Origin of the sequence: Nonomuraea sp. B1E8 (assembly GCF_039871515.1) — a bacterium.
Taxonomy (GTDB): domain Bacteria; phylum Actinomycetota; class Actinomycetes; order Streptosporangiales; family Streptosporangiaceae; genus Nonomuraea.
On record NZ_JBDPLS010000017.1, the window covers coordinates 39,453 to 65,881 of the forward strand.

Sequence of the window (26,429 nt, forward strand, 5' to 3'; positions counted from 1 at the left end):
GGGCCGAATCTCAGCGGCAATGGACGCACGATTCTACTCCAGTAATCCCTCTGCACGCGCCCATTCCACGAAGCCGATGCCGTCGCAGGGAAGAAATGCTTCATGGTCGCGCAGCAGATCCACTACTTCAGCAGCTTCCCCCATGGTTACACATCCCCCTCGAACGCCCTCACATAGCAGGTCAAGGGTGCCCACCACCTTAACGTTGCGCTCCATCCCATGACGACGCCCCACCCGGTCATCAATCACCGCCACGATATTGTGGAATTCAGCGTAAGCCAGCGTCGCGGCTTCCCCAATGTTACGAGAACCACGACCAAGGCGGCCATGATATTCGGAGAATAGCTTCAGATAATCCAACGCGCTCTCGTCCATTACCCTTATCCAAGGTTGAGCTGACGCTTGGTAAAGTTGGGCATATTTAGCACCTCCTCGAAGCAGTTCTTCTTCAACCGCCTTTGTGATGAGGCATTCGCTGCCGGCGACGAGCTTAGCTAGAACTTCAAGTTGATTGGACCGAGCGAAATAGTTCAGTGGCGAACTGTCAAGTACCAGGCGTCCAAGGTTCACCGCAGTTCGCCTCGAAGTGCCTCGAGTGGTATCTCGTCACGGACCGGAAGGTCATCTATCTGAATCTCACCGCGTAGCATCTCTGTTACACGCTCCGCAGACAGCCTGTAGCTTCGATAAGCGCGAATAGCAGCTGCCGATACTCCCGTTGGGACGTAGGGCGGCTGCAGCTCTTCAATCACGCGCAGATTGCATTCAAGATAGTCCGCTCGAGTGGGAGAACGCGAATCGAGAGACTTGTATTCATCCTTTGAAATCAGCTCGAATTGTCGCAGCTGCCGCAAGGCGGCGGTCCAGCTTACCCGATACTCTGCACTAATGATGATAGCTGCTTGACGTAGCTCGGAGCCGTCCCGAAGTTCAGCCCACCGCTGGGCTACGCCTGTGCGGGGAAAGAGAAGATTGATGGCAAAGGAGTCGATTGCCGATTCAATGGAGTCAGTTCCAACGCCCCAATCTACTGAGTACGCATCCCCAAAAAGGTGATGTCCCAGCTCATGAGCAAGAGTGGAACGCCTGCGACCCGCATCAATTTCTCCATTGATCAGCGCTACCCCTAGTCCTTCCACCTCGACATAGGCGCCGTCAGCTGACTTCTCCCCCAAAGACAGAGAGTAAGGGAACAATCCCACGCGCTCAACGAGACCAGCTAGTTCATGCAGGGGTTCATAGGAACCAACACCCAGAAGAGATCTTGCTTCAGATGCGGCTAGTTCAACAGACCAGTCTGCGTTGCTTCCCGGCGCGATTGCACTTAGAGAGCCTTTGGCTTCGCTCGGAGTCAGCACACGAACGCCGGCCAGGACCGCTAGATCGCGAGCGATGTCCTCGATGGCTAGATCACTGTTTTGATCGCCACGTTGGCCGGCAACTGCCGCGCGCCGACTGATGACGGCTGCGGGTGGAAGGGATACGAACCACTGAAGAGGCCGTTCGAGAACTTCCGACAAGCGGACAAGTTCAAGCGAATTCACCTGCCTACGGCCTGCCTCGATCTTCGTGATCGCGGTTCGGTCCACACCTAGCTCGGCGGCAAGGTCATCTTGGCTGTACCCGCGACCTCTACGAGCTTCAGCAACGCGTGTGCCAACCTCAAGCCATCCCTGCTCATCAGCCATGGTGCTATTATCGCACATGCTGCGGAGAGTGACGAGCAGTGGAACGGCCGCACCAAAATTTCCAGAACAGCGGCGGAGAGCTGTCGATCAGTTTCCCGCGCCATGCCGTAGGTTGCCCGCTGTGCGAGCGCGGGACATGTGCGGGACGATCAAGCAATCCGCACAAGCCATGCGGGGTGTTCAAGCAGGTCAACACAGCTATCGGGCTGTTCGTACTCTCGCTCTCAATGCACGTGTCTCAGGTTCACGGGCTGCCGCGCCCTGGCTTCCGGACAGTGTGTCGATCGCCGCCGACTCGACTGCGTCGTCGAGCAGCGTGCACTTGGCGATTCCTGTCTCGCCGTGGACGGCCAGCGCCCCGCTCATCCTGGCACGTGTGGAGTCGAGCAGTGGGTGATCGCCCCTGCGCTCGGTGTCTCGCCCGCAAAGCATCAGGGGCATGGCCTCCACCGCGGCCTTGGTGGCGGCGTACCCCCCTGGAGGTGGGCGACCGGTGGAGAAGCGGCGAGCCGGTGTGCTTGCCACTTCCCCACCGGACTCCAGGCGGTGGTTACTTGCCGGTGGTGAGGACCATGCGGTAGCGGGCGTCGCCGGACATCATGCGGTCGTAGGCGGCCGCGACGTCGTCCAGAGGGCGGGTTTCGATCATGGCGCGGACGCCGGTCAGGGCGGCGAAGTGCAAGGTTTCCTCGACGTCTCGTGCCGTGCCGGACGGGTGGCCGTGGATGGTTCTGCTGGATGAGATGAGCTGGAACGGGCTGACCTGGATGGGTTCGGGGGTGGCACCGAGCACGATGAGTTCGCCGTTGTCGCCGAGCCCGTCGATGGCGTCGCTCATGGCCTCCGAGCTGGCCGCGGTGGCGAGTACGACCTTCGCCCCGCCCAAAGCCTGCAGTTGCTCGGCCACGTCGCCGGCGGTGCTGTCGATGTAGTGGTGGGCGCCGAAGTTCTTGGCCGCCTCGGCTTTGGAGGCGCCCCGCGCGACGGCCACGGTCTCGAACCCGAGCTTGCCGGCGAACTGCACACCGAGGTGGCCGAGCCCGCCCAGGCCGAGTACGGCGACGAGGTCGCCTGGACCTGCCGCGCTGTGCCGCAGCGCGTTGAACGTGGTCACGCCGGCGCAGCCCATGGGCGCGGCTTCCGCGGCGCTCAGCTCGTCGGGGATGCGGGCCAGCGCGGACACGGGTACGACCACGCCCTCGGCGTAACCGCCGGGGTAGGTCCAGCCGGGGACCTGCATGCGGACGCAGTGGATGAAGTCGCCCCGGCGGCAGGCCGGGCAGGTGCCGCAGTTGCCGCCGAACCAGCCGACCGCCACCCGGTCGCCGACGTTCCAGTTGTCGACACCGTCGCCGAGGGCTTCGACGCGTCCGGCGATCTCGTGTCCGGTGACCAGCGGGAACGTCACGTTGGGAAAGCCCGCGTTGACGAACCCCGCGTCGGATCGGCAGACGCCGCACGCCTCGACCGTCAGCCGTACGTGGCCCGGCTGCGGCTCGGGCAGCTCGCGCTCGACCACGCTGAACCCGCCGCCGGGTTCGGTGACCTGGGCGGCTCGTACGGTCAGCGGTCTGGCGTAAGTCTCCGTGGACATGATGAACCCCTTCGGAAAGGCTGAACCGGACCCCGTCGGGCCCATACCCAGCACATCACCTCACAGCCCTCGGAAACGGCTCTGACCAGGCCCTGCGCGGGCAGGTACCGGCAAGGCAGGTACGGACAGGGCCACCCGGGCGCGGGCGTTCCCCCACGCGGCGAAAGGACAATGGTGCTATGGACAGAAGGAGCGAACTCGCCGATTTCCTGCGCTCCCGGCGCGCCCGGATCAGCCCGGAGCGGGCGGGGTTGCCGGAGGACGGTCGTGCCCGGCGGGTGCCGGGGCTGCGCCGCGACGAGGTCGCCCGCCTCGCCGGGATGAGCACCGAGTATTACACCCGGCTCGAACAGGGCCGCGCCGGCACGCCGTCCCCGGAGGTCGTCGAGGCTCTGGCGCGCGCCCTCCAGCTGGACCCGGCCGAACGCGAGCACCTCGTCGACCTGCTGGCCCGGCCCGCGTCCGCGCGCCGCGCGCCGTCGGCTCCGCAGCGGGTGCGGCCGGGGCTCCATCTCATGCTCCAGACGCTGGAGCACGTGCCCGCGTTCGTGGTCGGCCGGCGTACCGACATCCTGGCCGCCAACCGGCTGGCGCGCGAGGTGCTGACCGACTTCGAGGCCCTGCCCGCCACGCAGCGCAACCTCGCCCGCTACTACCTGCTCGACCCGGTCGCCCGCGACCGCGTGGGTGACTGGGCGCAGATCGCCGCCGAGACCGTCGCCATGCTCCGCTTCGAGGCGGGCCGCTACCCGAACGACCGGCGGCTGGCCGATCTCGTGGGCGAGCTCACCCTGCGCTGCCCCGAGTTCACCACCTGGTGGAACGACCACCGCGTCCTGCGCCGCACGTACGGCACCAAGCGCTACCACCACCCGGAGGTCGGGGAGCTCTGCTTCTCGTACGAGACCCTCCAGCCTCCCGGCGACCCCGACCAGACGTTGTGCGTCTACAACGTCGAGCCCGGCTCCCCCACCGCCGACGCGCTTCGCCTGCTGAGCAGCTTGACCGCCCCCGCCGCTCCTCAGCCCTCCTCACCGTCGGCGGAACCACGTTGAACCGTCCGCGGGCCCACGCCGGTACCAGCGATAACAACTGTTGATTCCATTGATATTATCAGTGATACGATTCCAGCGTTTCCATCGGAACAGATCACTGGAGTGCGACATGATCATCGTGACCGGCGCCACCGGACTGCTCGGGCGCCAGATCGTCGAGCGGCTGCTCACCCGCGTCCCCGCCGCCCAGGTCGGCGTCAGCGTCCGCGACCCCGGCAAGGCCCGGGCCTTCGCCGACCGGGGAGTCCGCGTGCGGCACGGCGACTTCGCCGAACCCGGCGGCCTCTCCCACGCCTTCGAGGGCGCCACCCAGGTGCTGATCGTCTCGATCGACGCGATGGGCGACGAGGCCGTACGCCGGCACCGCGCCGCGATCGACGCGGCCGTCGCGGCGGGCGCCCGCCGCGTCCTCTACACCAGCCACATGGCCGCCGGCGCCTCCTCGCGCTTCCAGCCCTGCCGCGACCACGCCGCGACCGAGGAGGCGCTGCGCGCGTGCGGCGTGCCGTTCACCTCGCTGCGCAACGGCTTCTACGCCTCCACCGTGGTGCGCTTCCTCAGCCAGGCCATGCACTCCGACCAGATCGTGCTCCCCGCGGACGGGCCGGTCAGCTGGACCGCCCATGAAGACCTCGCCGACGCGGCCGCCGCCATCCTGGCCGACGAGGGCCGCTTCGACGGCCCCACTCCCCCGCTCACCGCGGCCCAGGCGCTCACCTTCGACGACATCGCCGCCATCGCGGGCGACGTGACGGGCCGTGCCGTCACCAGGGCCGTCACTCCCGACGACCGGTTCCAGCGGCAGCTGACGGAGCACGGCGTGCCCGACGAGTACGCGGGCCACCTGATCGACATCTTCGTCGCCGCCCGCGCCGGCGAGTTCGCCGCCGTCGACCCGGCCCTCGCCGGCCTGCTGGGCCACGAACCCACCCCGCTGAGCTCCGTCGTGCGCAAGCACCTGCCCGGCGCCTGAACGGCGAAGAGGCCTACCCGTCGGCGGCCAGGCGGTCGAGCCACTCGCCGAGGAGGTGCTGCTCCGCCTCGCTGAGCGTGCTCTGCTGCGGCAGCGCGGCGCGCAACGCCCTGGCCGCGCCGGCGGGGCCGGGGTCGCGTACGGCCGGCTTCTCCGTCGTGACGGCGGTGACCATGGACTCGCGCATGGCGGTCAGCAGGGCCGGGTCGCGCCGGTCCTCGGGGAGTGACAGCCAGGTGAGCACGGCCCCGCGGGCGGTGGCGTGGATGAGGGCGGCGGCAAGCGGTTCGTCGACGCGGAGCCGGCCCGCGGCGGCGATGCGGCGGATGCGCCCGAGGAGCAACTCCATGCCGGCCTTGTGGGCGGGCGAGTCGGTGCCGCGCCGGGGCTCGCCGTACATCATGGCGTAGAGCGCCGGGTTGGTGAGCCCGAACTCGACGGCGAGGTCCCAGCCCGCCCGCAGGTCCTCGACCGGGTCGTCGGGGGCGGGGACGGCGCGCTTGGCCTCGACGAACGCGGCGTAGCCGTGCTCGGCCACCGCGTCGAGCAGGCCGTCCATGTCGTGGAAGTGGCGGTAGATCGCGGGGGGCTGCACCCCGGCCGCCGCGGCGACCGCGCGGGTGGTGACCGCTTCGCGTCCCTCGCGGGCCAGGAGGCCGGCCGCGGCCTCGACCACCCGCTGGCGGGTCAGCTCGCGCCCCTCCGGCACGGTGCTCCTCGACATGGGGCAACGATACCGCTCAGAACGTATCGATGGTTCAGCGCTGCTCCGCGTGAGCCCTCTCACCTGGAGCGACGCTTGCCGGTCGGCGGCCCGCCGCTGTAGGAAGGCCGTATGTCCGTCGAAGGTGAACGCCCCTCGGTCGACCACCGCGTGGAGGACGCGCTGTGGGCGGCGCGGAAGTACTACCTGCACGGCGTCACGATGGACACGATCGCCAGGGAGCTCGGCGCCTCACGCTCGACCGTGTCCAGGTTGCTCGCCTACGCGCGCGACGTGGGCCTGGTCGAGATCCGCGTGATGCCGCCCCGCACCCGCTCGACGCGGAGCGAGGCGGAGCTCACCGGCCGCTACGACGTGCAGGCGCACGTGGTGCCGGTGCCCACGACCGCGTCGACGGTGGAGCGGCTCGAACGGTGCGCCGTCCACACGGCCCGGCTGCTCACCTCCGTCTTCGACTCCGACATGATCATCGGCGTGTCGTGGGGCACGATGGTCAACGCGATCAGCCGGTGCCTGGTGCCCAAGGAGACCACCAACTGCCAGATCGTGCAGCTGAACGGTCTCGGCAACGCCCGTACGACGGGCATGCACTACGCGGGCGCCATGTTGTCCGCCTTCGGGGCGGCGTTCGGCGCCTACGTCCAGCAGTTTCCCGTGCCGCTGTTCTTCGACTCGGCGCACACCAGGGAGCTGCTGCTGCGCGAGCGGAGCGTGCGCTGGGTCGTCGAGCTGCAGCAGAGCGCCGACGCGGCGCTGTTCAGCCTGGGCACGGTGACCGACGGGATGCCCAGCAGCCCCTACCTGAGCGGCTATTTCCTCGACGAGGACGACTTCGCCTCGCTCGCGGAGGACGGCGCCGTGGGCGACATCGCCACCTCGTTCTACCGGCCGGACGGGTCACACGACGGCGTCAGGTTCAACGCCAGGACGAGCGGGCCGGACCTCGACCATTTCCGCCAGATCAAGCACCGGATCTGCGCGGTGTCGGGCGACCACAAGGTGGACGCCCTGCACGCGGCCCTCACCGGCGGTTACGTCACCGAGCTCGTCGTCGACGAGATCACCGCCCACGTTCTGCTGGAGCGGTATCCCTGACGCCGCTTCCGCTGCTGAAGGGTACGCTGCGGCCGTCCCTGACCCCGAGCGCGCCGGCGACCGCGATGGCGCACATGACGACCATCAGCGCCGAGATCGCCCACGTGCCCTGCGTGCGCGCGGTCAGGAAGGCCGCGATGAACGGCAGGGTGCCACCCGCCGCGGCGGCGGCCAGCTCCCTGGCTGCCGCCACCCCGGTGAACCGCATCTTGGTCGGGAACTGCTCCGGCAACATCGACGCCTGCGAGCCCAGCATCAGGTCGTTCGCGAACGTCAGCACGACGACCATGGCGAGCCAGACCAGCATCGTGTTGCCGGTGTCGAGCAACCAGAAGAACGGGAACGCGGCGACCGCGCACAGCGTGGCCCCGGCGATGAACACCGGCTTGCGCCCCAACCTGTCGGACAGCGCGCCGGACAGCGGCAGGGTGACGAGCTTGATCGTGTTGGCAACGAGCAGGCCGCCGGTGGCGACCGCCGCCGCCAGGCCGACGTTGTCGGTCACGTACGACAGCGCGTAGACGCTCGGTATGTACGTCGCGACGTTCGGCCCGACGCTGACCAGGAAGCTCTTCACCAGCGAGCCCGGCGCCTCCCGCAACACCGCGACGAGGGGCGCCCTGCTCCGGTCGCCGGCCTCGACGGTCTCCGTGAACGCCGGCGTCTCGTCGACCCGTGACCTGATGTAGAGGCCGACGGGCAGGATCAGGATGCTGACGAGGAACGGCACACGCCAGCCCCAGCTGAGGAACGCGTCCTCGGGCAGCCACGTGAACGGGGTGAACACCAGGGCGGCGAGGATGACGCCGAGCGCGTTGCCCGTGGGCGGGATCGCGGCGAACAGCCCGCGACGGCCCGGGGGCGCGTGCTCGGCGGCCATCAGCGCGCCGCCCGCGTACTCCGCGCCGGCGCCGAGCCCCTGCGTGACCCGCAGCAGGACCAGCAGCACCGGGGCGGCGACGCCGATCGAACCGTAGTCGGGGATCAGGCCGATCGCCGTCGAGGAGACGGCCATCACCGTCAACGTCACGACGAGCACGAACCGGCGTCCGTGACGGTCGCCGAGGTGGCCGAAGAGCAGGCCGCCGATGGGGCGGGCGAAGAAACCGACCGCGAACGTGCCGAGCGAGGCCAGCGTCGCCGCGAGCGGGTCGCCTTCGGGGAAGAACACCTTGCCGAACACGAGCGCGGCGGCGGTGCCGTACAACATGAAGTCGTACCATTCGAGCGCGGTCCCGATCGTGCTCGCGGAGACCACCCGGCGGATCATCGCTCGCCTCCCGACCGGCCGCTCGCGGCCGGGAGCCGCTCGGCGCGCGGGCCGAGGTAGGCGCCCTGGTCGAGCAGCCGCTGCTGGAGCTCCGGCACGTCGACCCGCCGCGGCGCGACACCGGCGGCGACCGCCATCGCCGCGCCCAGCCCGGCGGCCTCGCCCATCGCGAACGACGGCGGCATCACCCGCACCGCTGCCAGCGCCTCGTGGGTCGCGGAGATGCACCGGCCCGCCACGAGCACGCCGTCGAGCTCCGCCGGGAGCAGGCTGCGGAACGGGATCTCGTAGATGTTGGCGGTCGGCGGGATGCCGTCCTCGAACGGCCCGTCGCCGCTGACCGGGCTGTGGATGTCGACCGGGTAGCCGGCCACGGCGATGACGTCGTCGAAATGCCTCCCGTCGACGAGATCCTCCAAGGTCAGGACGTATTCGCCCACGATACGTCTGCTCTCGCGCACGCCGACCGTGGCGGCGGTGTCGAGCAGCTTGGCCTCCTCCAGGCCTGGCAGGTTCTCGTGGAAGAACGTCATCAGCTGCCTCACCTGCCGCCGGCCGAGCACCTCGGCGCGGGTCAGGTCGCCGACGTCGGTGCCGTTCATGCCGAGCACCCGCGTCGTGTTGACCCGCCAGACGCCCGGCTCCAGCGTCTTGAACATCTGGACCCCACGGCGCGGGATCGGGAACCGGCCCTCCCGCCGGGCCCGCTCGACGACGCCCTGGAAGGGGAATAGCTCGTCAGGGTGCGCGTCCTGGTAGGCCTGGACCTTGGCGTCGTCGACGTTCGACACCCGGAAGAACACCGTCATCGGCTGCACCTCGCCGTCCCCCGGCCGGCCGTACGCGTAGGCGGCGCCCCCGCGTGCCGCCACGTCGCCGTCGCCCGAGCAGTCCACGGTGACCGTGGCGGGCACCACGGCCAGGCCGCTCTTGTTCGCGACGACGACGCCGGTGACCCGCCCGTCCGCCACCACGGTGTCGGCGACGAAGCTGTGCAGCAGCAGCTCGACCCCGGCCTCCAGGCACATCTCCATCGCCACCTGCTTGGCGACCTCGGGGTCGAACGGCGTCACGGCTTCGTGCCCGAACACCATGAACCCTGAGTACTGGCTGCCCGCCCTGGTGCGCGAAGGGTGGACCGCTCCACCGGTGGCCTCCATCCTGCGGACGAACTCGTCGAAGACGCCGCGGATCAGCTGCGTGCTCCCGTCCAGCGAGAACGACGTCATGCACGGGCCGACCAGCCCGGCGGTCAGGTTGCCGCCGAGGAAGCCGAACCGCTCGACGATCCGTACGGACGCCCCGGCCCGCGCGGCCGCGATCGCGGCCGCGAGACCCGCGGGCCCGCCGCCCACGACGAGGACGTCGGTGGCATCGCTGATCGGGATGTCGCGCGTGTAGTGGAGGGTGGTCACAGGCACTCCTTGTTCCGGTGCTCGGGGTGTCGCGCCACTGTGACCTGCGCGTGAACGGATGGTCAACGGATCTGCACGAACGTGCACGACGCACGTTTTGCACGCGATGCACGTCTGATTGCCCCGGCCGGCGATGAGTTCCGCGCCCGGGGCAGGTCTATCTCCTGAACACGCACAACCACGCACATGACCAGTGAGGGACCATGAGTGAGAAAGCACTCCCACCCGTCGTCGACGCCGGCACCTGGCAGCGGGAGCTCGACGCGCTGCGTGCCCGGGAGAAGGCCGCGACCAGGGAACTCGACGCCATCGCTGCCCAGCGCCGCCGCCTGCCCATGGTGGAGATGCCCGACTACGTCCTCGAAGGAGAGGACGGACCGGTCCGGCTGGCGGACGTCTTCGACGGCAAGCGGCAGCTGATCGTCTACAACCACATGTGGTTCCCGGGCGAGGAATGGCAGTGCCCGGGCTGCACGGGTTTCACCTCGCAGTTCACCCGTACGGAGTTCCTGGACGACTACGACGCCCGGTTCGTCGTCGTCACCCAGGGCCCCATCGACGAGGCACTCGCCTACAAGCGGCGGGTCGGGAACACGATGACCTGGTACTCCACCGCGAACAGCCCGTTCGGCGCCGACGTCGGCGCGCCGCCCGGCGGAGGCTTCGCCGTCAACGTGTTCCTGCGCGACGGCGACACCGTCTACCGCACCTGGCACACCAACGGCAGGGGCACCGAGCAGCTCAGCCACACGTTCGCGCTGATCGACCTGCTGCCGTACGGGCGGCAGGAGGAGTGGCAGGACTCGCCCGACGGCTGGCCCCAGTCGCCCACCTACAGCCGGTGGCCCGGCTCCCAGGACATCGCCGCCCGCTACGGCCCCGCCTGAGCATGCTGCGGTGCCGCCCGGCTCAGTAGAGTGTCGGGGTGGCAGGCGAGCAGGTGAGTGCCCGGGTGGACAGCTGGATCTGGTCGGTGCGGCTGACCAGGACGCGGTCGATCGCGTCCGACGCCTGCCGGGGTGGTCACGTCCGGGTCAACGGGGTGCGGGTCAAGCCCGCGCACGCCGTCCGCGTCGGTGACGAGATCCGGGTGCGGCACGAGGGCCGCGAACGCATCGTGGTCGTCTCCCGGATCATCACCAAGCGCGTCGGCGCCCCCGTGGCAGCCGAGTGCTACGTCGACAAGAGCCCCCCGCCGCCTCCCCGCGAGGAGACCGTGACGGTGGCCGTACGCGCTCGTGGGGCGGGCCGCCCCACGAAGCGCGAGCGCCGCAGCATCGAGAAGCTCCTCGGCCGCCAGGCGCCAGAGGGGCGGGGCCGCCGCGAGTGACGGACCTGGTCAGCCGGCGCAGGCGCAATCAGCGGCCTTGTCGATCGCCATGCCACCCCAGAAGCTCTGCGATCAGGCGTCTGTAAGCCTCCGCCGTCTGCCGTGGCGCAGTTGCTCACCGAGCACCCTCAGTCTGTCCAGGTTGCGGTCCATGGGGTCGTCTGCGGCTGCCCCGAGCAGATAAGACGCCAGCAACGCTTCCGTGTCGCGTGTCATGGGCAGCCGATCAGATATCTCCTCGCAGGACGGTGCCGGGGAAGGTGTGTCGGTCGCGTCGGGGGAGGTGACCTCTTCCTTCTCCGTCTCGTTCAACAGCTTCCCGACGGCCTGATGTGACATGCCCAGCAGGTAGCCGATGTCGCGGTGAACGTAACCTCTCCGCGCCAGATCAGCCACTGTCGCTTGCGTTGCTTCGGCGGCCTTCATTCTGACGATCCTCGCCGCGAGACGCGTCAAGAGCGTGGCTTCCAACTCTGTGGCGACTTCATCGTCGGCCACGGTCAGGTCGAAGTCGGCGTCGATCTCGGAGACGTCCACATCCAGCATGGTGGCCACCAGGTCACGCGCCATCTCCTCCGCTTGCTCCAAGCGCTTCACCTGTGTGGGATAGCCGCGCTTGAGGCCGGGTCCGGAGACGGTCAGAGCCCACCAGTCATCGCTCCTACTCGCGGTGATGGTGTAAGTGTCGCGCCCGCTCACTGCTCCTCCTGCTCCTTGGCGACCTCAACAATGATGTCCCAGACTGCTAGGCAACCTAAGTTGCAACCGAGCGCCGGGGGCGGTTCCACCAGAGGGAGAGGGACAGGGCCGCGGTGATGAGGACGGCGCCGCCGGCGGCGAAGCCGGCGGCCGTGTCGACCCGCTGGGTGACGACGGTGAAGGTGCCGGGCAGGGCGTCGAGGGCGCTTTGGAGCTGGTCGGCGTTCTCGGCGCGGTGGTAGGTGCCGCCGGTGGTCTCGGCGATCCGCTTGAGCGCGGGCTCGTCGATCATGCGGATGTTGCGGCCCCTGTCGAACCCGCCGCGTCCGCTGAAGCCGCCCCAGCTGCCCCAGCCGCGGCCGTCGAACTGCGTGTTCTCGCAGACCATCGGGGCCGGGTCGGTGCTGCCGAAGCCGATGGGGAAGACGCGGACGCGGCGCAACGCCGCTTCCTGCGCGGCGGTCTGCGGGTCGACGCCCTGGGTGTTGGCGCCGTCGGTGAGCACGACGATCGCGGCGCCGGCGTACCCTGACCCGCCGCCGGGCGGGTTCGCTCCGGTGGGCGCGACCGACGGGTCGACCTCCGCGATCGCGTCGATCGAGGTCAGCATGGCCTGCCCGATCGCGGTGCCGCGGCCCACGGTGAGGCCGTCCAGCGCCTCGACCAGCGACTCCGTGTCGTCGGTTGGCGGCACGAGCAGGCCCGCGCTGCCGGCGAAGGTGACGAGGCCGATGCGCGGCCCGCCCCGCTGCGACTCGATGAACTCCGCGGCGGCCTTCTTCGCGGCGGTGATGCGGTTGGGGTCGACGTCCGTGGAGCACATGGAGCCGGAGGTGTCGAGCGCCAGCAGGATCGTCGCCGACGTCTGCGGCACCGGCACCGACGCCTGCGGCCGCGCGGCGCCGACCACGAGCAGCACGAGCCCGGCGACGAACAACACCGGCGGGATCTTCCGCGTCCAGCGGGTACGGCCGGGCAGTGCGCTGCGTACGAGCGCGATCGAGGTGACCCGCACGGCGGCCCGCCGCCGGCGCCGCCGCGCCCACCACCGGATGGCGAAGATCAGCGGGATGATCAGTACGGACAGCAGCGCCCACGGCCACGAGAACACCATTCAGATCACCCGTCCTGACCGGAGCACCGTGAGCGCCGCTCCCGCGGTGAGCAGCACGAGGGCGAGCCCGATCAGCCCGCCGGCGAGAGGCAGCGGCTCGTCGGAGACGGTGAGCCGGAGATCGATCGTGTCGGCGATCCCGTCGAGCCGCGCGGTGTCGGAGGCTGGATGGTAGGCGCCGCCGGTGGTCTGCGCGATCACGGTGAGGGGTTCCTCCTCCAGCGAGGTCTGCAGGTGGTAGCCGTCGACCTGCACCGTCGCCCCGGCCGTGGTCCCGACCCCGACGGTGTGGACGTGCACGCCCGCCCGCTGGGCCACCTCGGCGGCGCGTTCGACGTCGCCGCCCTGGTTCTGGCCGTCGGAGAACAGCACGATCGTCGCCGACGGCCAGTAGCCGATGTCGGGCGTTTCGCCGTCGCGGCCGACGGCCACCTGCTTGCCGGTGATCGCCGACAGCCCCGCCGTGATGGCCGCGCCCAGCGAGGTGCCACCCGTGAGTCTGAGACGGTCGATGGCCTTGAGCGCGACGGAGTGGTCGGCGTCGGGCCTCGCGGTGGTGAGCGCGCCCCGCTCGAACGCGACGACGCCGATGTCGACGCTGTCGGGCTGTGCCGCCACGAACGCGCGGGCCGCCCGCTGCGCGGCCGCCAGCCGGTTGGGCGCGACGTCGCCGGCGCCCATGCTGTTGGAGACGTCGATGGCGAGGATGACGGTGCCCGCGGTGCGCGGCACCGGCACCATGGCCGCCGGTCCGGCGGTGGCGATCGCGAGCACGCCGACGCCGGCGATCGTCAGCCCGGCTCCGAGGTACGCCCGCCGGCCGCCCGTCACGGCGACCCCGGCCGCGGCCAGCGCCGCCGTCCGCCGGCGCGCCGAGACGACGGCCGCCCAGGCGAGCGCCGCCGTCACGAGCAGCCCGACGGCCAGCAGCAGCGGGGAGGACAGGGTCATGAGGTCTCCTTCCCCGACATCGTGCGCCGCCCGGCGGCCTCGGTCATGTCCGCCGGTCCCGGGTCCGGGCGACGACCTCGACGAGCGCCTCGGCCAGGTCACGGTCGGTGTCGACGCGGTGCACGGGCACCCCGGCCCGGCGCATGCCGGCCGCGAGCCGGGCGTCGCGGTCGTCGACGGCCTCGCGGAACCGTACGCGCAGCAGCGGGTCGGCGGAGTCGACGACGAGCTGCTCGCCCGTCTCGGCGTCCTCGACCACGATCAGCCCGGCTTCGGGCAGCACGTCGTCGGCGGTGTCCACGATCCGCAGGGCGACCACCTCGTGCCGCCGGGTCAGGCGCTGGAGCGAGCGTTCCCAGTCTCCGTCGCCGATGAAGTCCGACAGCACGACGACGAGGGCTCGGCGGCGGGCGAGCCGTCCGGCCGCGTCGAGCATCTCGGCCAGGTCGGTGGTGCTGCCGGCCCGCGTCCCTGAGGTGCGTTCCAGCTCGGCGCCGATCCGCAGCGCGTGCCGCCGCGAGGTGCCCGGCGGCACGACGCGCAGCATCCCGGTGTCGAACAGCAGGGCGCCGACGCGGTTGCCGCCCCGGCCGAACAGCCGGGTCAGGACGAGCGCGAGCTCGGCGAGCACGTCGTGCTTGCCGCGTCCCGGCCGGCCCGCCGCCATCGACGCCGACCGGTCGAGCACGAGCCACACCGTCAGCTCGCGGTCCTCGGTGAACACGCGTACGTGTGGCTCGTCCAGCCGCGCGGTCACGTTCCAGTCGATGTGCCGGGCGTCGTCGCCGTCGGCGTAGGCGCGCAACCCGGTGAAGTCGATCCCGGAGCCGCGGTACGTGGTGCGGTGGGCGCCCTGGAGCCGGCCGTCGAGCCTGCGGACGACCTTCCACTCCAGGCGGAGCAGGAGCCTGTCGGGGGCGGTGGCCATGGCTCAGCGGTTCTGCAGGACGACGTCGGGGGCCCGGACCGCGCCGAGCACCCTGGTGATGATCGTGTCGGCGTCGACGTCGTCCGCGAGGGCCTCGTACGACAGGACGAGGCGGTGGCGCAGCACGTCGAGCGCGAGCTCGGCCAGGTCGTGCGGCAGGACGTAGTCGCGGCCGCGCAGGAACGCCAGCGCCCGGGCGCCCGTGACGAGGGCGATGGACGCCCGCGGGCTGGCCCCGTAGGTGACGTACCGTTCCAGCTCGCCGAGCCCGGCGGTCGCGGGGGAACGGGTCACGGAGACCAGCCGGACCGCGTAGTCGACGATCGACGGATCGACGTACACCTCCTGGGCGCGGGCCCGCATCGCGACCAGGTCGTCGGCCGTCACCATCGCCTGCGGCGGCTCCGGCGGGCGCAGCGCCCGGTCGACGATGGCCTGCTCTTCTGCCTGCGTCGGATAGTCGACGACCACCTTCATCATGAAACGGTCGACCTGCGCTTCGGGCAGCGGGTACGTGCCCTCCGACTCGATCGGGTTCTCCGTCGCCATGACGAGGAACGGCTCGGGCACCCGGAAGGTCTCGCGGCCGATCGTCACCTGGTGTTCCTGCATCACCTCCAGCAGGGCGCTCTGCACCTTGGCGGGGGCGCGGTTGATCTCGTCGGCCAGCAGCAGGTTCGCGAACACCGGGCCGAACTCGGTCTTGAACTCCCCTGAGTGCTGGTGGTAGACCCGCGTGCCCACGAGGTCGGCGGGCACCAGGTCGGGGGTGAACTGGACGCGCTGGAAACTCCCGGCGATCGCGGCGGCCAGCGACCGCACGGCGAGCGTCTTGGCCAGGCCCGGCACGCCCTCGACGAGCAGGTGACCGTCGGCGACCAGCGCGACGGCCATGCGCTCCAGCAGGACGTCCTGCCCGACGATCGTCCGTTTGACCTCGAACAGCACGTGTTCGAGCGGATGGGCCGACGAGGGGGGCTTGGTCGAGGTCATGGGTTTCCTTCTCGTGAGGCTTCGATCAGATCTCGGGCCCGTCGCCCGGCGGGCCGTCGCCTTCGGTGCCGCCCAGGGCCACGCCGATCGGCACCGCGAACGCGATGCCGGCGAACGCCTGGTCGCCTCCCGGGTCGGCGATCGAGACGACGATCCCGACGACCAGGCCACGCGCGTCGAGGAGCGGGCCGCCGGAGCTGCCCGGGTTGACGGAGGCGTCGAACTGGATGAGCCCGCTCAGGTCGCCCTCCTCCGCGTTCCGGGCGGCGCTGCGGTTCAGGCCCGACACGACGCCGGTGGAGACGCTGTACGTCAGGCCCAGCGGGTTGCCGATCGCCACGACGGGCGCGCCCACGGCCACGCCGCCGCCGAGCGTCGCCGGGACGACGATCTCCGGCAGCTTCGCGGGCTTGAGGGTGGCGACGTCGCGTTCGGGGTTCGACGACGCCACCACGGCCTTCGCCTTGGTTCCGTCGGCGAACGTCAGGTTCACGTTCTTCGTGCCCTTGACGACGTGGTGCGCGGTCAGGATCGTCCCGTCGTCGGCCGCGATCACCCCGGTGCCGAGCGACTTCCCTGCCTGGATGACCACCACGGAGGGCCCGACCCTCTTGAAGACGTCCGGCACCGCGAGCGTCGCGCTGGGCGTCGGCGTCGGGCTCGGCCTGGGCGCGGCTTCGTCGCCGTTCCCCCTGCCGCTCCCCGCCCAGTACGCCAGCAACGCCACGACGACGAGGACGCCGCCCCCGATGACCATCCGCCGGGCCTTTCCGGCCACGGCTCGTCGAGCTTGCTGAGCCTCGGCCGCACCGGCCTCCTGCGGCACGCGCTCCATCGCCCCATAGTCATAAATTTCAGGCGAAAGTGCTACAAAGCCCGCCTGAGAACTCCATGAGAACCGGCCCCCGCCCCGCCCGCACGCGGCCGGCTTCAGCGCCTCCCTCGCGGCCGGACCTGGGCGAACGTGGCCAGGACGGCGACGGCGCAGGCCGTCACGGTGAGAGCACCGTACCCGCCCGCCGACATGATCATGGTGGACAGGAGGCCGGCAGCCGCCGCGACGGTCCAGACGGCGGCGTCGACAGCGCCCTCGACGTGCAGCCGTTCGGCATCGGGCAGGTCCCGGGCGAGCCGGCCGCTGCCGCCGACGAAACACAAGTTCCAGGCGTAGCCCAGCAGGAACAGCCCCACGGTACGTACCGGAGCGAAGGCTGCCATCCCTGTCGAGAAGGCCAGCAGGAGCAGGCCGCCGAGCATCACCGGCCGGGCTCCGAAACGGTCGAACAAGCGGCCCGTCACCGGCGACAGCGCGAACATGCCCAGCGTGTGCGCGGACAGCGTGACCCCGACCGCCCCGAGCCCGTCGCCGTGCAGGTGCATCTCCAGCGGCGCGGCCGTCATCACCGCGACCATCACGACCTGCGCCGACACCATGACGACCAGCGCGGACCGCGCGGCCGGCGTACGGGCGAGCGCCCGCAGGGACACCCGCGGCGCGATGGCCTCCGGCGCCCGCGAGTGCCGTGCGCCGTCGCGGCGGCCCGGCAGGGAGGGCGCCGCGACGGAGGCGAGCGCGGCCGCGGCGCAGGCGAGCGACGCCAGCAGGAAGGGCCCCGCCAGCGACGTGAACCCCATCCCGGCGGCCGTGTCACCGGACGCGTCGAGCAGCAGCGGGCCACCGACCGCTCCGATGGCGGCCGACCACACCACGACCCCGATGGCGAACCCCCGCCGCGCCGCCGGATGCAGCTCCGCGGCGGCGTACCGTGACAACTGCGCCCCGGCGTTGCCCAGCCCGAGCAGCACCATCCCGGCGGTCAGGCCGATCATGTCACCCGCTGCGACCCCGGCGACCGCCAGGCAGGCTCCCGCCGCCGCCGCGACGTAGCCGGTCACCAGGGCCGCGCGCCGGCCCGCGCGGCCCGTCAGCCGGGTCAGCACGAGCGCTCCCGCGCCGGTTCCGATGATGCCCGCCGTGACCGGCACGCCGGCCCAGCCCGCTCCGAGCCGATCCCCCGCGACCAGCGTGCCCGCCGCGCTCGCGACCGCCATCGCCGCGTTCATCAGGGCGGTCCCCGAGCACAGTGCCGCCATCGGCCGCCGCCTGCGGGTCACGCCGCCCGCCCGAACCTCAACAATCATGGCCTTCACGATAGGAACGCCCAATCCGCCGTTGAATGGGCAGAAACCGGAGTTCGATGCCATCGACCACTGGTTCATAAGGAATCAGGCGTGCGAGGCTTTACAGATGGATCGGACGGACTGGCGCATCATCGGCGAACTCCAGCGCGACGGCCGGCTCTCCTTCAACAAGCTCGCCCAGCGCGTCAACCTCTCCGCACCCGCCGTGGCGGAACGCGTACGACGGCTCGAGGAGTCAGGAGTGATCACGGGCTACCAGGCGCGCATCGACCCGTCCCGCGCCGGGCAGCCGCTGACGGCCTTCGTCCAGATGCGCTGCGCGCACGGCCGCTGCCTGCTCAAGACCACGGCCGCCGAGGACCTGCCCGAGGTCACCGAGGTGCACAAGCTGAGCGGCAGCTGGTGCACGATGCTCAAGGTGCGGGTCGCCTCGATGCCGCACCTGGAAGGGCTGCTCGAACGGCTCGGCGAGCACGGCGAGATGAACTCCCACGTCGTGCTCTCGACACCGTACGAGGGCCGCGCCGTCGAACCCGCACCCCCGCGGGGCCGCAGCGTGACCGCCTCGGAGGGCTGGACGCGCCCTCACCCGGGCGCTCGCGCGTGACGCGCGGCGCGGGGGCGAGGAGCATGACCGAGGCCACGGAGACTACGACGTTGTCCCTGAACGACGGCGACATCCACGTGTGCCAGGACGGCCCCCGCGACGCACCCGCGCTCCTGCTCATCCATGGGTCCGCCTCCTCGACCCGCTCGTGGGACGCGCTGGTTCCGATGCTGACCGGAGCTCATCGCGTCATCCGGATCGACCTGCTCGGGCACGGCCGGTCAGCCAAACCCGCCGACCGCAGCTACGCGCTCCCGGAGCAGGGCCGCCGGGTCGGCATGGCACTGGACCGGCTCGGCGTCAAGCGCGCCCTGGTCGCCGGCCATTCCAGCGGGGGCGCGGTCGCCACCGCCCTCTCCGAGCAGCGACCCGGCCTGGTGACCGCGCTCGCGCTCATCAACACCGGCCCGAGCCTGGACGCCTTCATCGCACCGGAGACCGCCGCGATCGGGCCCTCCGAGTGGCCGCCGGCCAACGAGCAGATCCGCCGGCTGGCGGGCCCCGCTTTCAGCCGCGCGGGCTACCGGATCCCGGATGAGTTCCTGGACGAGGTGCGCAGCATGACCTACCACACGTTCACCACCACGATGCAGGCCACCCGCGCCTACCTGGAGGAGCGGGCGCTGCCGGATCGGCTGAGGGCGCTCGGCAAGCCGCTGCTGGTGATCTTCGGCGAGGACGACCGCAGGTGGCGATCCTCATCCGCCGCCGGCTATCACATCGTCCCCGGAGCGGCAGTCGAGATGCTGCCCGGTCTTGGCCACACGCCCATTCTGGAGGATCCGGAGCGGACCGCCGCCCCTCTCCTGGCGTTCAGCGCGATCCACGCCGCGCGGGCGGAGTGAACGGACGATCGACGATCCGTACCAGCTTGCTGTCGTTTAGATTGCAGGATGTTGCGGTTCGTGGCGTCAGATCTGACCTTCACGGCTCCCTCCTCCCGTTAAGGAAGCTTCCATGAGTGCCCATGACGTTCGAACGATGCGCCAGGCGGTGCTGCGCTTCATCGGTTCGCTCGACACCGAGCGACGGGCCGCGGCGACGGCGGCGTTCGGCTCGCCCAAGCGCACCGAGTGGTCCTACCTGCCGGGGCCCCGTCCGGGGCTGCCGCTGGCCGAGATGACCTCCGGGCAGCAGGAGCTGGCGCTCGCCCTGCTCGACGCCGGCTGCGGCGTGGCCGGCGCGCGCACGGCGAGAGGCGTCATCGAGCTCGAACGCATCCGGCGCCGGCTGGCGACCGGCGTCGACGAGATCGACGGCGACCGCTACTGGTTCCGGGTCTTCGGCGACCCGGGAGGAGCGGATCCGTGGACGTGGCGGGTCAACGGCCACCACCTCGCAGTGCACATCACGGTCGCCGGCGACGCGATCGCCGTCACGCCGAGCTTCCTCGGCGCCGAACCGGCCATGGTCCTGTCCGGGCCGAAGCGGGGTCTGCGGCTGCTCGCCGAAGAGGAGGAGCTGGGCCGGGCGCTGCTCGCCGACCTCGCGCCACATCAGCGCTCGATCGCGGTCACCAGCCAGGTGGCCCCCGACGACGTCCTCACCCGCAACGACCCCGTGGCCGATCCCGGCCGCATCCCTCGCGGGCTGTCCCGCGCCGACATGTCCACGTCGTCCAAGGATCTGCTCGAACGCCTGATCCGCCGCTATTTCGACCGCGCCCCAGGATGGCACGGCGAGACCTGCTGGCGCGACGTGCTCGACGCCGGCCTCGACCAGGTGACGTTCGCCTGGATGGGATCCGACCAGCGCGGGCAGGGCCACTACTACTGCGTCGCCGGGCCCACGTTCCTGCTGGAGTACGACAACACCCAGGACGACGCCAACCACATCCACTCCGTGTGGCGCGACCTGCGCAACGACTGGGGCGAGGACCTGCTCGCACGCCACTACGCCGAACACCACTGACCGCCCCACGCACCGGTGCCGGCAACGATCTTGGTACAGGAGGATCGTCTACGGTGGCCCGCTATGAGGTTCCTCATCGTCGGCGGCAGCGGCCTGCTCGGCGGCGAACTCACCCGGCAGTGCTCGACGGCCGGACACGAGGTCGCCGCGACCTACCTCTCCCGGCCAGGAGAGACGGAAGGTGTCGCGTGGTCACCGCTCGACGTGCGCCGGAGAGAGGACGTCGGGGCGCTCATCTCGGCACACCGGCCAGAGGTCGTGATCAACGCCGCCTACCGGCAGACGGACTGGGCAACCACGGCGACGGGAGCCGCGCACGTGGCCCTGGCCGCCGCCACGGCAGGTGCGCGCCTGGTCCAGGTGTCCAGCGACGCGGTCTTCTCCGGCGCCGCCATCCGTTACGACGAGACGTGCGTCCCCGACCCGATCACCCCCTACGGCGCCGCCAAGGCCGCCGCCGAGACCGCCGTGCACACGATCGCGCCGGGCGCGGTGACGGCCAGGACCTCCCTGATCATCGGTGACGGCGGTTCTCCGCACGAGGCGCTGGTGCACGCCCTGGCCACCGGCAGGGCGAGAGGAGCGCTGTTCACCGACGACGTACGATGCCCCGTGCACGTCGCCGATCTCGCCGCGGCGCTCCTCGAACTCGCCGTCTCCGGTCACCACGGCATCCACCACGTCGCCGGGGCCGACGCGGTGAGCCGGTACGAGCTGGGGCGGCTCATCGCCCGGCGCGACGGCCTCGACGCCGACCGGCTGCCCTCCGCCCGGAGAGCGGACGCCGGCGTGCCCGGCCCGGTAGACGTGCGCCTGGAGTGCGGCATGACCCAGCGGCGGCTCCGGACCCGGCTGCGGGGCGCGCGGGAGTTCCTGAGGTGACGTGGCACCGGTGACCGCGCACCCGGGCCAGGTCTTCGGCCTGTGCGCAGAGGACCACTTCGAATCGCTGAACGACAGACTGCTCGCCGACGAGGTGGCCAAGGTGCCGGCAGGTTCTCATCTCCCCACCCTGGTGAGGGGATAATCGCGGGCATGGTGCTGCTGAAACCGGAGCCGCGGCCCAGCCGGCGGGCGGTGCTCCTCGCCGCTGGAGGGCTGCTCGCCGGGTGCGGCCGGCAGCCCGAGGCCGACGAGGTCGACCTGCGACTGGCCACCGGGCCGGCGGGGGCGGTCTACCGGCGCATCGGCGGCGCGCTGGCCGGCCACATCTCCGAGCAGGTGCCGGGCGCCACAGTGCGCACCGTGCCGAGCGGGGCGTCCACCGACAACATCCGGATGTTGCGGGCGGGCGAGGTGCAGCTCGGGCTCACGAGCCTGGACGCGCTGATCATGGCCGACGGCAGCGCTCCCGAGGGGCTCTCGGCGATCTGCCGGCTCTACGAGAGCCACCTGCACCTCGTGGTCATGGCCGGTTCGCCGATCGAGGAGTTCCGCGACCTCGAAGGCAAGCGGGTCTCCCTCGGCGCCCACGACTCGGGCACCGAGTTCACCTCCCTGCGGGTCCTGGAGTCCGGGCCGGTGGACGCCGACGGCCACTACCTCAGCCAGGCCGCATCGGCGGCGGCGCTGCGCGACGGCGAGATCGACGCGATGTTCTCCCTGACCGGCGTCCCGACACCCGCCATCACGGAGCTGGCCCGGCAACACGCGATCCGGCTGATCCACCTGGACGAGCAGGCGCCCGCGCTCTTCACGGCGTTCCCTGGTCCCTACACTCCGGCCATGATCCCCGCGACCGCCTACGCCGGTGTCCCCGCCACCCGCACGATCGCCGTCCCGAACGTGCTTCTCGCGCGCAACGACCTGCCCGACGACCTGGTCCACGCCATCACCGACACGATCTTCACGCACACCGGCACGATCACCTCCGGCGGGCCCGACGCCGCAGGGGCCGGTCCGGAAGCCGTACCCGAGGCGTGGCAGATCAACGTACGGACCGGGATCTCCACCGCGTCGATCCCGCTCCATCCGGGCGCGGCCGCCTGGTTCCGCGACCGCAAGCGCTGATCCCGAGCACCGGCGAGAGGTCTCCGGCGGGGGGATTCAGGGGTCCCAGGCGAGGCTCACGCGGAGGTCGCAGGCGAGTCCCAGGCGGGGGCAGGAGCCGGCGCGTCCGGCGACGACGCCACCCGAGGCACGGCGGGCAACACGACCACCGCGGCGAATCCGTGCCCCGACCCGGCCGGGCACGGCAACCCGTCCTCCAGCCGCAACTCGCCACCGGCGGCCCCCACCAGGTCGGCGCAGATCGCCAGTCCGAGGCCGGTCCCCGGCACGTTCTGGTGCCGCGGCGAGCGCCAGAACCGCCGTAGCGCCTGGACCCGCTCGGACGCGTCGATCCCCTGTCCGTCGTCACGGACGGCGATCGTGACCACCCCACCGGCCCCGGAGCCGCCGCCGGGCCCGCCACCCGGGCCGCCGGCCGCACCGGGATCGGCCCGGGCGGTCACCTCCACCGCCCGCGCGTCCGACAGCCGCAACGCGTTGCTGATCAGCTCGTCCAGGATGCTGCCCAGCCCTCCGGACGGCTCCAGCAGCCGCAGCCCCGGCGGCACGTCGACCGTCAGCGTCTGCCCCGCGTTCTCCGTCAGCGCCCGCCACCGGTCCACCCGGGTCGCCAGCACCGCGTCGAGGTCCACCGGCGACGCCGTCCGTATGCTCTCCATCCGCGCGCTGGCCTGCAGCGAGTTCAGCATGCGCTGCATGGCTTTCAGCTCGTCGACGGCGACGGCGTACACCTGACGCCCGTCGCCGGCCCCGTCAGCCGGGCCCAGGTGCGGTTCCAGGCTCTCGACGGCGAGCCGGAGGCTGGTCAGCGGGTTGCGCAGCTGGTGCGAGGCGTCGGACACGAAGGCCCGCTGCCGCTGCACGGCGTTCTCGACGGCGTCCATCATGGTGTTGAACGACTCCGCCAGCCGCCGCAGCTCGGCGGGGCCGGCCTCGGCGTCCGCGCGGATCGTGAGGTCGCCCTGGGAGATGCGCGAGCTGGCCGCGTCCAGTTCGCGCACCGGCCGCAGCACCCACGCCGACACCGGCCAGGCGACGGCCACGAGCGCGATCAGCGGCAGCAGTCCGAGCGCGGCGAGCCTGGCCCAGCGCGCGAGGATGCGGGAGCGCGTCTTCGACAGGTCGGAGATCGTCACGACGGCGCCGACGACCTCGCTGTCCCGGCCCACGGGTTCGGCGACCACGAGTGCGGAGTCGTCCCACGGCGCCCATTCCCCTGAGGGTTCGGGTCTCGCCCCGGCCAGCGCCGCGGTCACGATGCGGGGCAGCGCCGGCTCCTTGCGGGCCGCCTCCTGGTAGGCGTCCGAGGGTCCGAGCAGCACCGTGCCCGAGGTGTCGATCACCGCGACGGGGATGCCGTACAGCTCGTGGTAGCGAGCCAGTTCCTGCTGGAGCGCCTCGGTACGCCCGGTCGAGAGCGCGGTCTCGGCCAGCGACGAGAACCGTCCGACGTCGTTGAGCCGGTCGACGTACGTCTCCTGGATCTCCCGCTCGGCCACGGTGACGCTGAGGGGCACCCCGAGCGCCGCGACGAGCAGCACCGCGAGGGGCACCAGGACGACGAGCAGGCGACGGTGCATGGCGCGTCAGCCGGTCGGCTCCGGCCGGTCGGCCAGGAGCCGGTAGCCGACCCCGTGGATCGTGCGGATGGCCACGGCCGGCCCGAGCTTGTGCCGGAGCGCCGCGATGTGGGTGTCGAGGGTGCGGCTGGAGGACTCCCAGGTGGCGCCCCAGATCTGGTCGAGGATGACGTCGCGGCTCACCACGTTGGGGGCCCGCCTGGCCAGCAGCAGGAGCAGCTCGAACTCCTTGCGGGTCAGCGTCGCGGGGGCGCCGTCGACGGTGACCTCGCGGGTGCCGACGCCGATCCGCAGCGGGCCGAGGACGAGGGGCTCGTCGGGATGGCTGAGGGCGCGGGCCACCCGGGTGCGGCGCAGGACGGCGTCAATCCTGGCGAGGAGCTCGGGGATGCCGAACGGCTTGACGATGTAGTCGTCGGCGCCGGCGCGCAGGCCGCGTACGCGCTCGTGCTCCTCCGAGCGTGCCGTCACGGCGATGACGGCGGTTTCCGGGCGGTCGCGCAGCTTGCGGATCACGTCGAGCCCGTCGCCGTCGGGCAGGCCCAGGTCGACGAGGACCACGTCGGTGGGGTCGGCGCGCACGGCTTCGGCGGCGGTGGCGATGCGGTGGACCTCGAACCCGGCCTGAGCCAGGACGGTCACCAGACCCCGCGCCACGCGGTCGTCATCCTCGATGATGGTGATCCGCATAGTGGATTGTACGACCCGGTAAAACGCCCGCGTTAGCCCGTTCTTGGGATTTCTCTAACATCCTGTGCATTCCTTGGGATTCCTCTGACACTATCCGCGTCCCTGCCAGCCCAGACTGAGGCCGCGCACTCACCACGGATGCGAATGCGCTGACGAGGAGGCCTCGACATGAGAACGTCCAGCAGATACCGGGCCACCGCGCGGATGATCGCCACGATCGGCGTCGTTTCGCTCATCGCCGCGTGTTCCGGCAACGGAGGTGGGGGCACCGCCGACGCCGGCGGCGGCTACCCGGACGACAACATCACGATCGTCGTGCCGTTCAGCGCGGGCGGCCCGACGGACACCGTCACCCGCATGATCGCCGAGCCGATGGCCGCCAAGCTCGGCGGCAAGATCGTCGTGCAGAACGTCGAGGGCGCGGGCGGCACGGTCGGCGCCGGCGAGGTCGCGCGGGCGGAACCCGACGGCTACACCGTGCTCATGCACCACATCGGCATGTCGACGGCGCCCGCCCTCTACAAGGACCTGGGCTACCAGCCGCTGGAGAGCTTCGAGACGGTCGGGCTCGTCACCGAGGTGCCGATGACGGTGGTCGCCCGCAAGGACTTCGCGCCCGCCACGCTCAAGGACCTCGTGGCCCACGTGAAGGCGAACGCCGACAAGGTCACGCTGGCCAACGCCGGCATCGGCGCCGCGTCCCACCTGTGCGGCCTGCTGTTCCAGACCGCCGCCGGGGTCAAGCTCCAGGAGGTCCCGTACGAGGGCACCGGCCCGGCGCTGACCGACCTCGTCGGCGGCCAGGTCGACTTCATGTGCGACCAGACGACCAACACCAGCGGCCAGATCACCGCGGGCGAGGTCAAGGCGTACGCCGTCACCACGCCGGAGCGGGTCAAGAGCCTGCCCGACCTGCCCACCACGGCCGAGGCCGGGCTGCCCGGCCTGGAGGTCAGCGTGTGGCACGGGCTCTACGTCCCGAAGGGCACGCCGCAGGACGTCGTGCAGAAGTTGTCCGAGGCGCTGAAGGCCGCGCTGGCCGACCAGAAGGTCATCGACCAGATGGCCAAGCTCGGCACCGCGCCCGTCCCGGCCGAGAGCGCGACCCCGCAGGCGCACAGGACCAAGCTCGAAGAGCAGCTCGGCACCTGGGGCAAGGTCATCGCCGACGCCGGCGTCAAGGCCTCCTGAGGTGGAGCGCCGCCGGTCCTTCCCCGACGTCCTCGCCGGGGGAATCTTCATCCTGCTCGGTGGCGCGTTCGTGGTGGGGTCGCTCGGCTACGAGCTGGGCACCCCCCTGCGGATGGGCCCCGGCGCCTTCCCGCTGCTGGTCGGCATGCTCGTGGCCGCGCTGGGCCTGGCCATCGTCATCAAGGGCCTCGTCGCCGGCGAGGCGATCGTGTTCGGGCGGATCCCCTGGCGTGCGGTCGCCGTCATCACGCTCGCGCTCGTGTTCTTCGGATTCACCGTACGCGGGCTCGGGTTCGTGCCGGCGTCGGCGGTGACCGCCCTGCTCACCACGCTGGCCAGTTCGCGCGTACGGCTGCTCACGGCCGTGGCCGTGTCCGCGGGGCTGACCGTGGCCGGCACGCTCATCTTCGTCGTCGGCCTTCAGCTGCGGCTCCCGCTCTGGGGCCCGTGGCTGGGGTTCTGACGCGAC

Annotated in this window: 27 protein-coding genes; 12 read left to right on the forward strand and 15 right to left on the reverse strand. The window is 71.0% G+C overall.

Annotated elements, in window-relative coordinates; genetic code table 11:
• Positions 1 to 33 precede the first annotated feature (33 nt).
• The 3 genes from ABGA98_RS39255 to ABGA98_RS39265 form a co-directional block, all read right to left on the reverse strand.
• Positions 34 to 570 (reverse strand): hypothetical protein, encoded by a 537-nt coding sequence (locus ABGA98_RS39255; RefSeq protein WP_347623539.1) that lies wholly within the window; start codon positions 568 to 570, stop codon positions 34 to 36.
• A complete protein-coding gene (locus tag ABGA98_RS39260) occupies positions 567 to 1,688 on the reverse strand; it encodes an XRE family transcriptional regulator (protein ID WP_347623540.1) in 1,122 nt (373 codons plus the stop codon). The genes ABGA98_RS39255 and ABGA98_RS39260 overlap by 4 nt, the downstream gene beginning before the upstream one ends.
• A 550-nt stretch (positions 1,689 to 2,238) precedes the next feature.
• Complete coding sequence (locus ABGA98_RS39265; RefSeq protein WP_347623541.1) at positions 2,239 to 3,282, reverse strand: alcohol dehydrogenase; 1,044 nt, start codon at positions 3,280 to 3,282, stop codon at positions 2,239 to 2,241.
• 179 nt (positions 3,283 to 3,461) lie between these two features.
• On the opposite strand from ABGA98_RS39265, the gene ABGA98_RS39270 reads away from it, so the two are divergent.
• Together ABGA98_RS39270 and ABGA98_RS39275 are read left to right on the forward strand one after the other, a co-directional pair.
• Entirely contained in the window at positions 3,462 to 4,337 is an 876-nt protein-coding gene (locus ABGA98_RS39270) for a helix-turn-helix transcriptional regulator (protein WP_347623542.1), read from the forward strand.
• A 109-nt stretch (positions 4,338 to 4,446) separates the two neighbouring features.
• Positions 4,447 to 5,310, forward strand: a complete 864-nt coding sequence (locus ABGA98_RS39275) for an NmrA family NAD(P)-binding protein (protein WP_347623543.1) — start codon at positions 4,447 to 4,449, stop codon at positions 5,308 to 5,310.
• Between the two features lie 13 nt (positions 5,311 to 5,323).
• Here ABGA98_RS39275 and ABGA98_RS39280 read toward each other — a convergent pair whose 3' ends face one another.
• Complete coding sequence (locus ABGA98_RS39280; protein ID WP_347623544.1) at positions 5,324 to 6,034, reverse strand: TetR/AcrR family transcriptional regulator; 711 nt, start codon at positions 6,032 to 6,034, stop codon at positions 5,324 to 5,326.
• 111 nt (positions 6,035 to 6,145) lie between these two features.
• On the opposite strand from ABGA98_RS39280, the gene ABGA98_RS39285 reads away from it, so the two are divergent.
• Entirely contained in the window at positions 6,146 to 7,129 is a 984-nt protein-coding gene (locus ABGA98_RS39285; protein WP_347623545.1) for a sugar-binding domain-containing protein, read from the forward strand.
• Here the strand turns inward: ABGA98_RS39285 and ABGA98_RS39290 are convergent.
• Positions 7,095 to 8,399, reverse strand: a complete 1,305-nt coding sequence (locus ABGA98_RS39290; RefSeq protein WP_347623546.1) for an MFS transporter — start codon at positions 8,397 to 8,399, stop codon at positions 7,095 to 7,097. The two genes, ABGA98_RS39285 and ABGA98_RS39290, sit on opposite strands and share 35 nt — an antisense overlap.
• Positions 8,396 to 9,814 (reverse strand): FAD-dependent oxidoreductase, encoded by a 1,419-nt coding sequence (locus tag ABGA98_RS39295; protein ID WP_347623547.1) that lies wholly within the window; start codon positions 9,812 to 9,814, stop codon positions 8,396 to 8,398. The genes ABGA98_RS39290 and ABGA98_RS39295 overlap by 4 nt, the downstream gene beginning before the upstream one ends.
• Positions 9,815 to 10,017: 203 nt before the next feature.
• Between ABGA98_RS39295 and ABGA98_RS39300 the strand changes: the two genes are divergently transcribed.
• Positions 10,018 to 10,701 carry a DUF899 family protein gene (locus ABGA98_RS39300; RefSeq protein WP_347623548.1) on the forward strand — a complete coding sequence of 228 codons (684 nt, stop codon included), beginning with the start codon at positions 10,018 to 10,020 and terminating at the stop codon, positions 10,699 to 10,701.
• Between the two features lie 38 nt (positions 10,702 to 10,739).
• On the forward strand, positions 10,740 to 11,144 hold the full coding sequence (locus ABGA98_RS39305) for an RNA-binding S4 domain-containing protein (RefSeq protein WP_347623549.1): 405 nt from the start codon (positions 10,740 to 10,742) through the stop codon (positions 11,142 to 11,144).
• 72 nt (positions 11,145 to 11,216) lie between these two features.
• On the opposite strand, the gene ABGA98_RS39310 is transcribed toward ABGA98_RS39305, so the two are convergent.
• The 7 genes from ABGA98_RS39310 to ABGA98_RS39340 form a co-directional block, all read right to left on the reverse strand.
• Positions 11,217 to 11,843, reverse strand: a complete 627-nt coding sequence (locus ABGA98_RS39310) for a hypothetical protein (RefSeq protein WP_347623550.1) — start codon at positions 11,841 to 11,843, stop codon at positions 11,217 to 11,219.
• A 55-nt stretch (positions 11,844 to 11,898) separates the two neighbouring features.
• Positions 11,899 to 12,957, reverse strand: coding sequence for a VWA domain-containing protein (locus tag ABGA98_RS39315; protein WP_347623551.1), 1,059 nt, complete (start codon positions 12,955 to 12,957; stop codon positions 11,899 to 11,901).
• Entirely contained in the window at positions 12,958 to 13,908 is a 951-nt protein-coding gene (locus tag ABGA98_RS39320; RefSeq protein ID WP_347623552.1) for a VWA domain-containing protein, read from the reverse strand.
• Positions 13,909 to 13,951: 43 nt separating this feature from the next.
• A complete protein-coding gene (locus tag ABGA98_RS39325; RefSeq protein WP_347623553.1) occupies positions 13,952 to 14,836 on the reverse strand; it encodes a DUF58 domain-containing protein in 885 nt (294 codons plus the stop codon).
• Positions 14,837 to 14,839: 3 nt separating this feature from the next.
• Entirely contained in the window at positions 14,840 to 15,829 is a 990-nt protein-coding gene (locus ABGA98_RS39330) for a MoxR family ATPase (RefSeq protein WP_347623554.1), read from the reverse strand.
• 25 nt (positions 15,830 to 15,854) lie between these two features.
• On the reverse strand, positions 15,855 to 16,664 hold the full coding sequence (locus ABGA98_RS39335; protein WP_347623555.1) for a trypsin-like peptidase domain-containing protein: 810 nt from the start codon (positions 16,662 to 16,664) through the stop codon (positions 15,855 to 15,857).
• A gap of 95 nt (positions 16,665 to 16,759) precedes the next feature.
• The gene (locus ABGA98_RS39340) at positions 16,760 to 17,971 is read right to left on the reverse strand and encodes an MFS transporter (RefSeq protein WP_347623556.1); all 1,212 of its coding nucleotides are present in this window, start codon (positions 17,969 to 17,971) and stop codon (positions 16,760 to 16,762) included.
• A gap of 106 nt (positions 17,972 to 18,077) precedes the next feature.
• On the opposite strand from ABGA98_RS39340, the gene ABGA98_RS39345 reads away from it, so the two are divergent.
• The 5 genes from ABGA98_RS39345 (at position 18,078) to ABGA98_RS39365 (ending at position 22,499) form a co-directional block, all read left to right on the forward strand.
• Positions 18,078 to 18,578, forward strand: a complete 501-nt coding sequence (locus ABGA98_RS39345; RefSeq protein ID WP_347623557.1) for an Lrp/AsnC family transcriptional regulator — start codon at positions 18,078 to 18,080, stop codon at positions 18,576 to 18,578.
• 23 nt (positions 18,579 to 18,601) lie between these two features.
• Positions 18,602 to 19,423 carry an alpha/beta fold hydrolase gene (locus tag ABGA98_RS39350; RefSeq protein WP_347623558.1) on the forward strand — a complete coding sequence of 274 codons (822 nt, stop codon included), beginning with the start codon at positions 18,602 to 18,604 and terminating at the stop codon, positions 19,421 to 19,423.
• 112 nt (positions 19,424 to 19,535) lie between these two features.
• The gene (locus ABGA98_RS39355) at positions 19,536 to 20,489 is read left to right on the forward strand and encodes a DUF3500 domain-containing protein (protein WP_347623559.1); all 954 of its coding nucleotides are present in this window, start codon (positions 19,536 to 19,538) and stop codon (positions 20,487 to 20,489) included.
• Positions 20,490 to 20,552: 63 nt separating this feature from the next.
• On the forward strand, positions 20,553 to 21,371 hold the full coding sequence (locus tag ABGA98_RS39360) for a sugar nucleotide-binding protein (protein ID WP_347623560.1): 819 nt from the start codon (positions 20,553 to 20,555) through the stop codon (positions 21,369 to 21,371).
• A 153-nt stretch (positions 21,372 to 21,524) separates the two neighbouring features.
• Complete coding sequence (locus tag ABGA98_RS39365; protein WP_347623561.1) at positions 21,525 to 22,499, forward strand: TAXI family TRAP transporter solute-binding subunit; 975 nt, start codon at positions 21,525 to 21,527, stop codon at positions 22,497 to 22,499.
• A gap of 56 nt (positions 22,500 to 22,555) precedes the next feature.
• Here the strand turns inward: ABGA98_RS39365 and ABGA98_RS39370 are convergent, their stop codons facing one another.
• Positions 22,556 to 24,079, reverse strand: coding sequence for an ATP-binding protein (locus ABGA98_RS39370; protein WP_347623562.1), 1,524 nt, complete (start codon positions 24,077 to 24,079; stop codon positions 22,556 to 22,558).
• Between the two features lie 6 nt (positions 24,080 to 24,085).
• A complete protein-coding gene (locus ABGA98_RS39375) occupies positions 24,086 to 24,769 on the reverse strand; it encodes a response regulator transcription factor (RefSeq protein ID WP_347623563.1) in 684 nt (227 codons plus the stop codon).
• A 168-nt stretch (positions 24,770 to 24,937) separates the two neighbouring features.
• Here ABGA98_RS39375 and ABGA98_RS39380 point away from each other — a divergent pair, with 168 nt between their 5' ends.
• Together ABGA98_RS39380 and ABGA98_RS39385 are read left to right on the forward strand one after the other, a co-directional pair.
• On the forward strand, positions 24,938 to 25,960 hold the full coding sequence (locus ABGA98_RS39380) for a tripartite tricarboxylate transporter substrate-binding protein (RefSeq protein WP_347623564.1): 1,023 nt from the start codon (positions 24,938 to 24,940) through the stop codon (positions 25,958 to 25,960).
• A 1-nt stretch (position 25,961) separates the two neighbouring features.
• Positions 25,962 to 26,423 carry a tripartite tricarboxylate transporter TctB family protein gene (locus ABGA98_RS39385; protein WP_347623565.1) on the forward strand — a complete coding sequence of 154 codons (462 nt, stop codon included), beginning with the start codon at positions 25,962 to 25,964 and terminating at the stop codon, positions 26,421 to 26,423.
• The last annotated feature ends 6 nt before the right edge of the window (positions 26,424 to 26,429 follow it).

Excerpts from the sequence above, each read along its gene's own strand:
- ABGA98_RS39320 (WP_347623552.1), bottom strand. The coding sequence starts at position 13,908 with ATGACCCTGTCCTCCCCGCTGCTGCTGGCCGTCGGGCTGCTCGTGACG.
- ABGA98_RS39370 (WP_347623562.1), bottom strand. The coding sequence starts at position 24,079 with ATGCACCGTCGCCTGCTCGTCGTCCTGGTGCCCCTCGCGGTGCTGCTC.
- ABGA98_RS39285 (WP_347623545.1), top strand. The coding sequence starts at position 6,146 with ATGTCCGTCGAAGGTGAACGCCCCTCGGTCGACCACCGCGTGGAGGAC.
- ABGA98_RS39315 (WP_347623551.1), bottom strand. The coding sequence starts at position 12,957 with ATGGTGTTCTCGTGGCCGTGGGCGCTGCTGTCCGTACTGATCATCCCG.
- ABGA98_RS39275 (WP_347623543.1), top strand. The coding sequence starts at position 4,447 with ATGATCATCGTGACCGGCGCCACCGGACTGCTCGGGCGCCAGATCGTC.
- ABGA98_RS39280 (WP_347623544.1), bottom strand. The coding sequence starts at position 6,034 with ATGTCGAGGAGCACCGTGCCGGAGGGGCGCGAGCTGACCCGCCAGCGG.
- ABGA98_RS39340 (WP_347623556.1), bottom strand. The coding sequence starts at position 17,971 with ATGATTGTTGAGGTTCGGGCGGGCGGCGTGACCCGCAGGCGGCGGCCG.
- ABGA98_RS39265 (WP_347623541.1), bottom strand. The coding sequence starts at position 3,282 with ATGTCCACGGAGACTTACGCCAGACCGCTGACCGTACGAGCCGCCCAG.
- ABGA98_RS39350 (WP_347623558.1), top strand. The coding sequence starts at position 18,602 with ATGACCGAGGCCACGGAGACTACGACGTTGTCCCTGAACGACGGCGAC.
- ABGA98_RS39345 (WP_347623557.1), top strand. The coding sequence starts at position 18,078 with ATGGATCGGACGGACTGGCGCATCATCGGCGAACTCCAGCGCGACGGC.
- ABGA98_RS39375 (WP_347623563.1), bottom strand. The coding sequence starts at position 24,769 with ATGCGGATCACCATCATCGAGGATGACGACCGCGTGGCGCGGGGTCTG.
- ABGA98_RS39335 (WP_347623555.1), bottom strand. The coding sequence starts at position 16,664 with ATGGAGCGCGTGCCGCAGGAGGCCGGTGCGGCCGAGGCTCAGCAAGCT.
- ABGA98_RS39365 (WP_347623561.1), top strand. The coding sequence starts at position 21,525 with ATGGTGCTGCTGAAACCGGAGCCGCGGCCCAGCCGGCGGGCGGTGCTC.
- ABGA98_RS39290 (WP_347623546.1), bottom strand. The coding sequence starts at position 8,399 with ATGATCCGCCGGGTGGTCTCCGCGAGCACGATCGGGACCGCGCTCGAA.
- ABGA98_RS39300 (WP_347623548.1), top strand. The coding sequence starts at position 10,018 with ATGAGTGAGAAAGCACTCCCACCCGTCGTCGACGCCGGCACCTGGCAG.
- ABGA98_RS39260 (WP_347623540.1), bottom strand. The coding sequence starts at position 1,688 with ATGGCTGATGAGCAGGGATGGCTTGAGGTTGGCACACGCGTTGCTGAA.
- ABGA98_RS39380 (WP_347623564.1), top strand. The coding sequence starts at position 24,938 with ATGAGAACGTCCAGCAGATACCGGGCCACCGCGCGGATGATCGCCACG.
- ABGA98_RS39325 (WP_347623553.1), bottom strand. The coding sequence starts at position 14,836 with ATGGCCACCGCCCCCGACAGGCTCCTGCTCCGCCTGGAGTGGAAGGTC.
- ABGA98_RS39360 (WP_347623560.1), top strand. The coding sequence starts at position 20,553 with ATGAGGTTCCTCATCGTCGGCGGCAGCGGCCTGCTCGGCGGCGAACTC.
- ABGA98_RS39330 (WP_347623554.1), bottom strand. The coding sequence starts at position 15,829 with ATGACCTCGACCAAGCCCCCCTCGTCGGCCCATCCGCTCGAACACGTG.
- ABGA98_RS39270 (WP_347623542.1), top strand. The coding sequence starts at position 3,462 with ATGGACAGAAGGAGCGAACTCGCCGATTTCCTGCGCTCCCGGCGCGCC.
- ABGA98_RS39355 (WP_347623559.1), top strand. The coding sequence starts at position 19,536 with ATGAGTGCCCATGACGTTCGAACGATGCGCCAGGCGGTGCTGCGCTTC.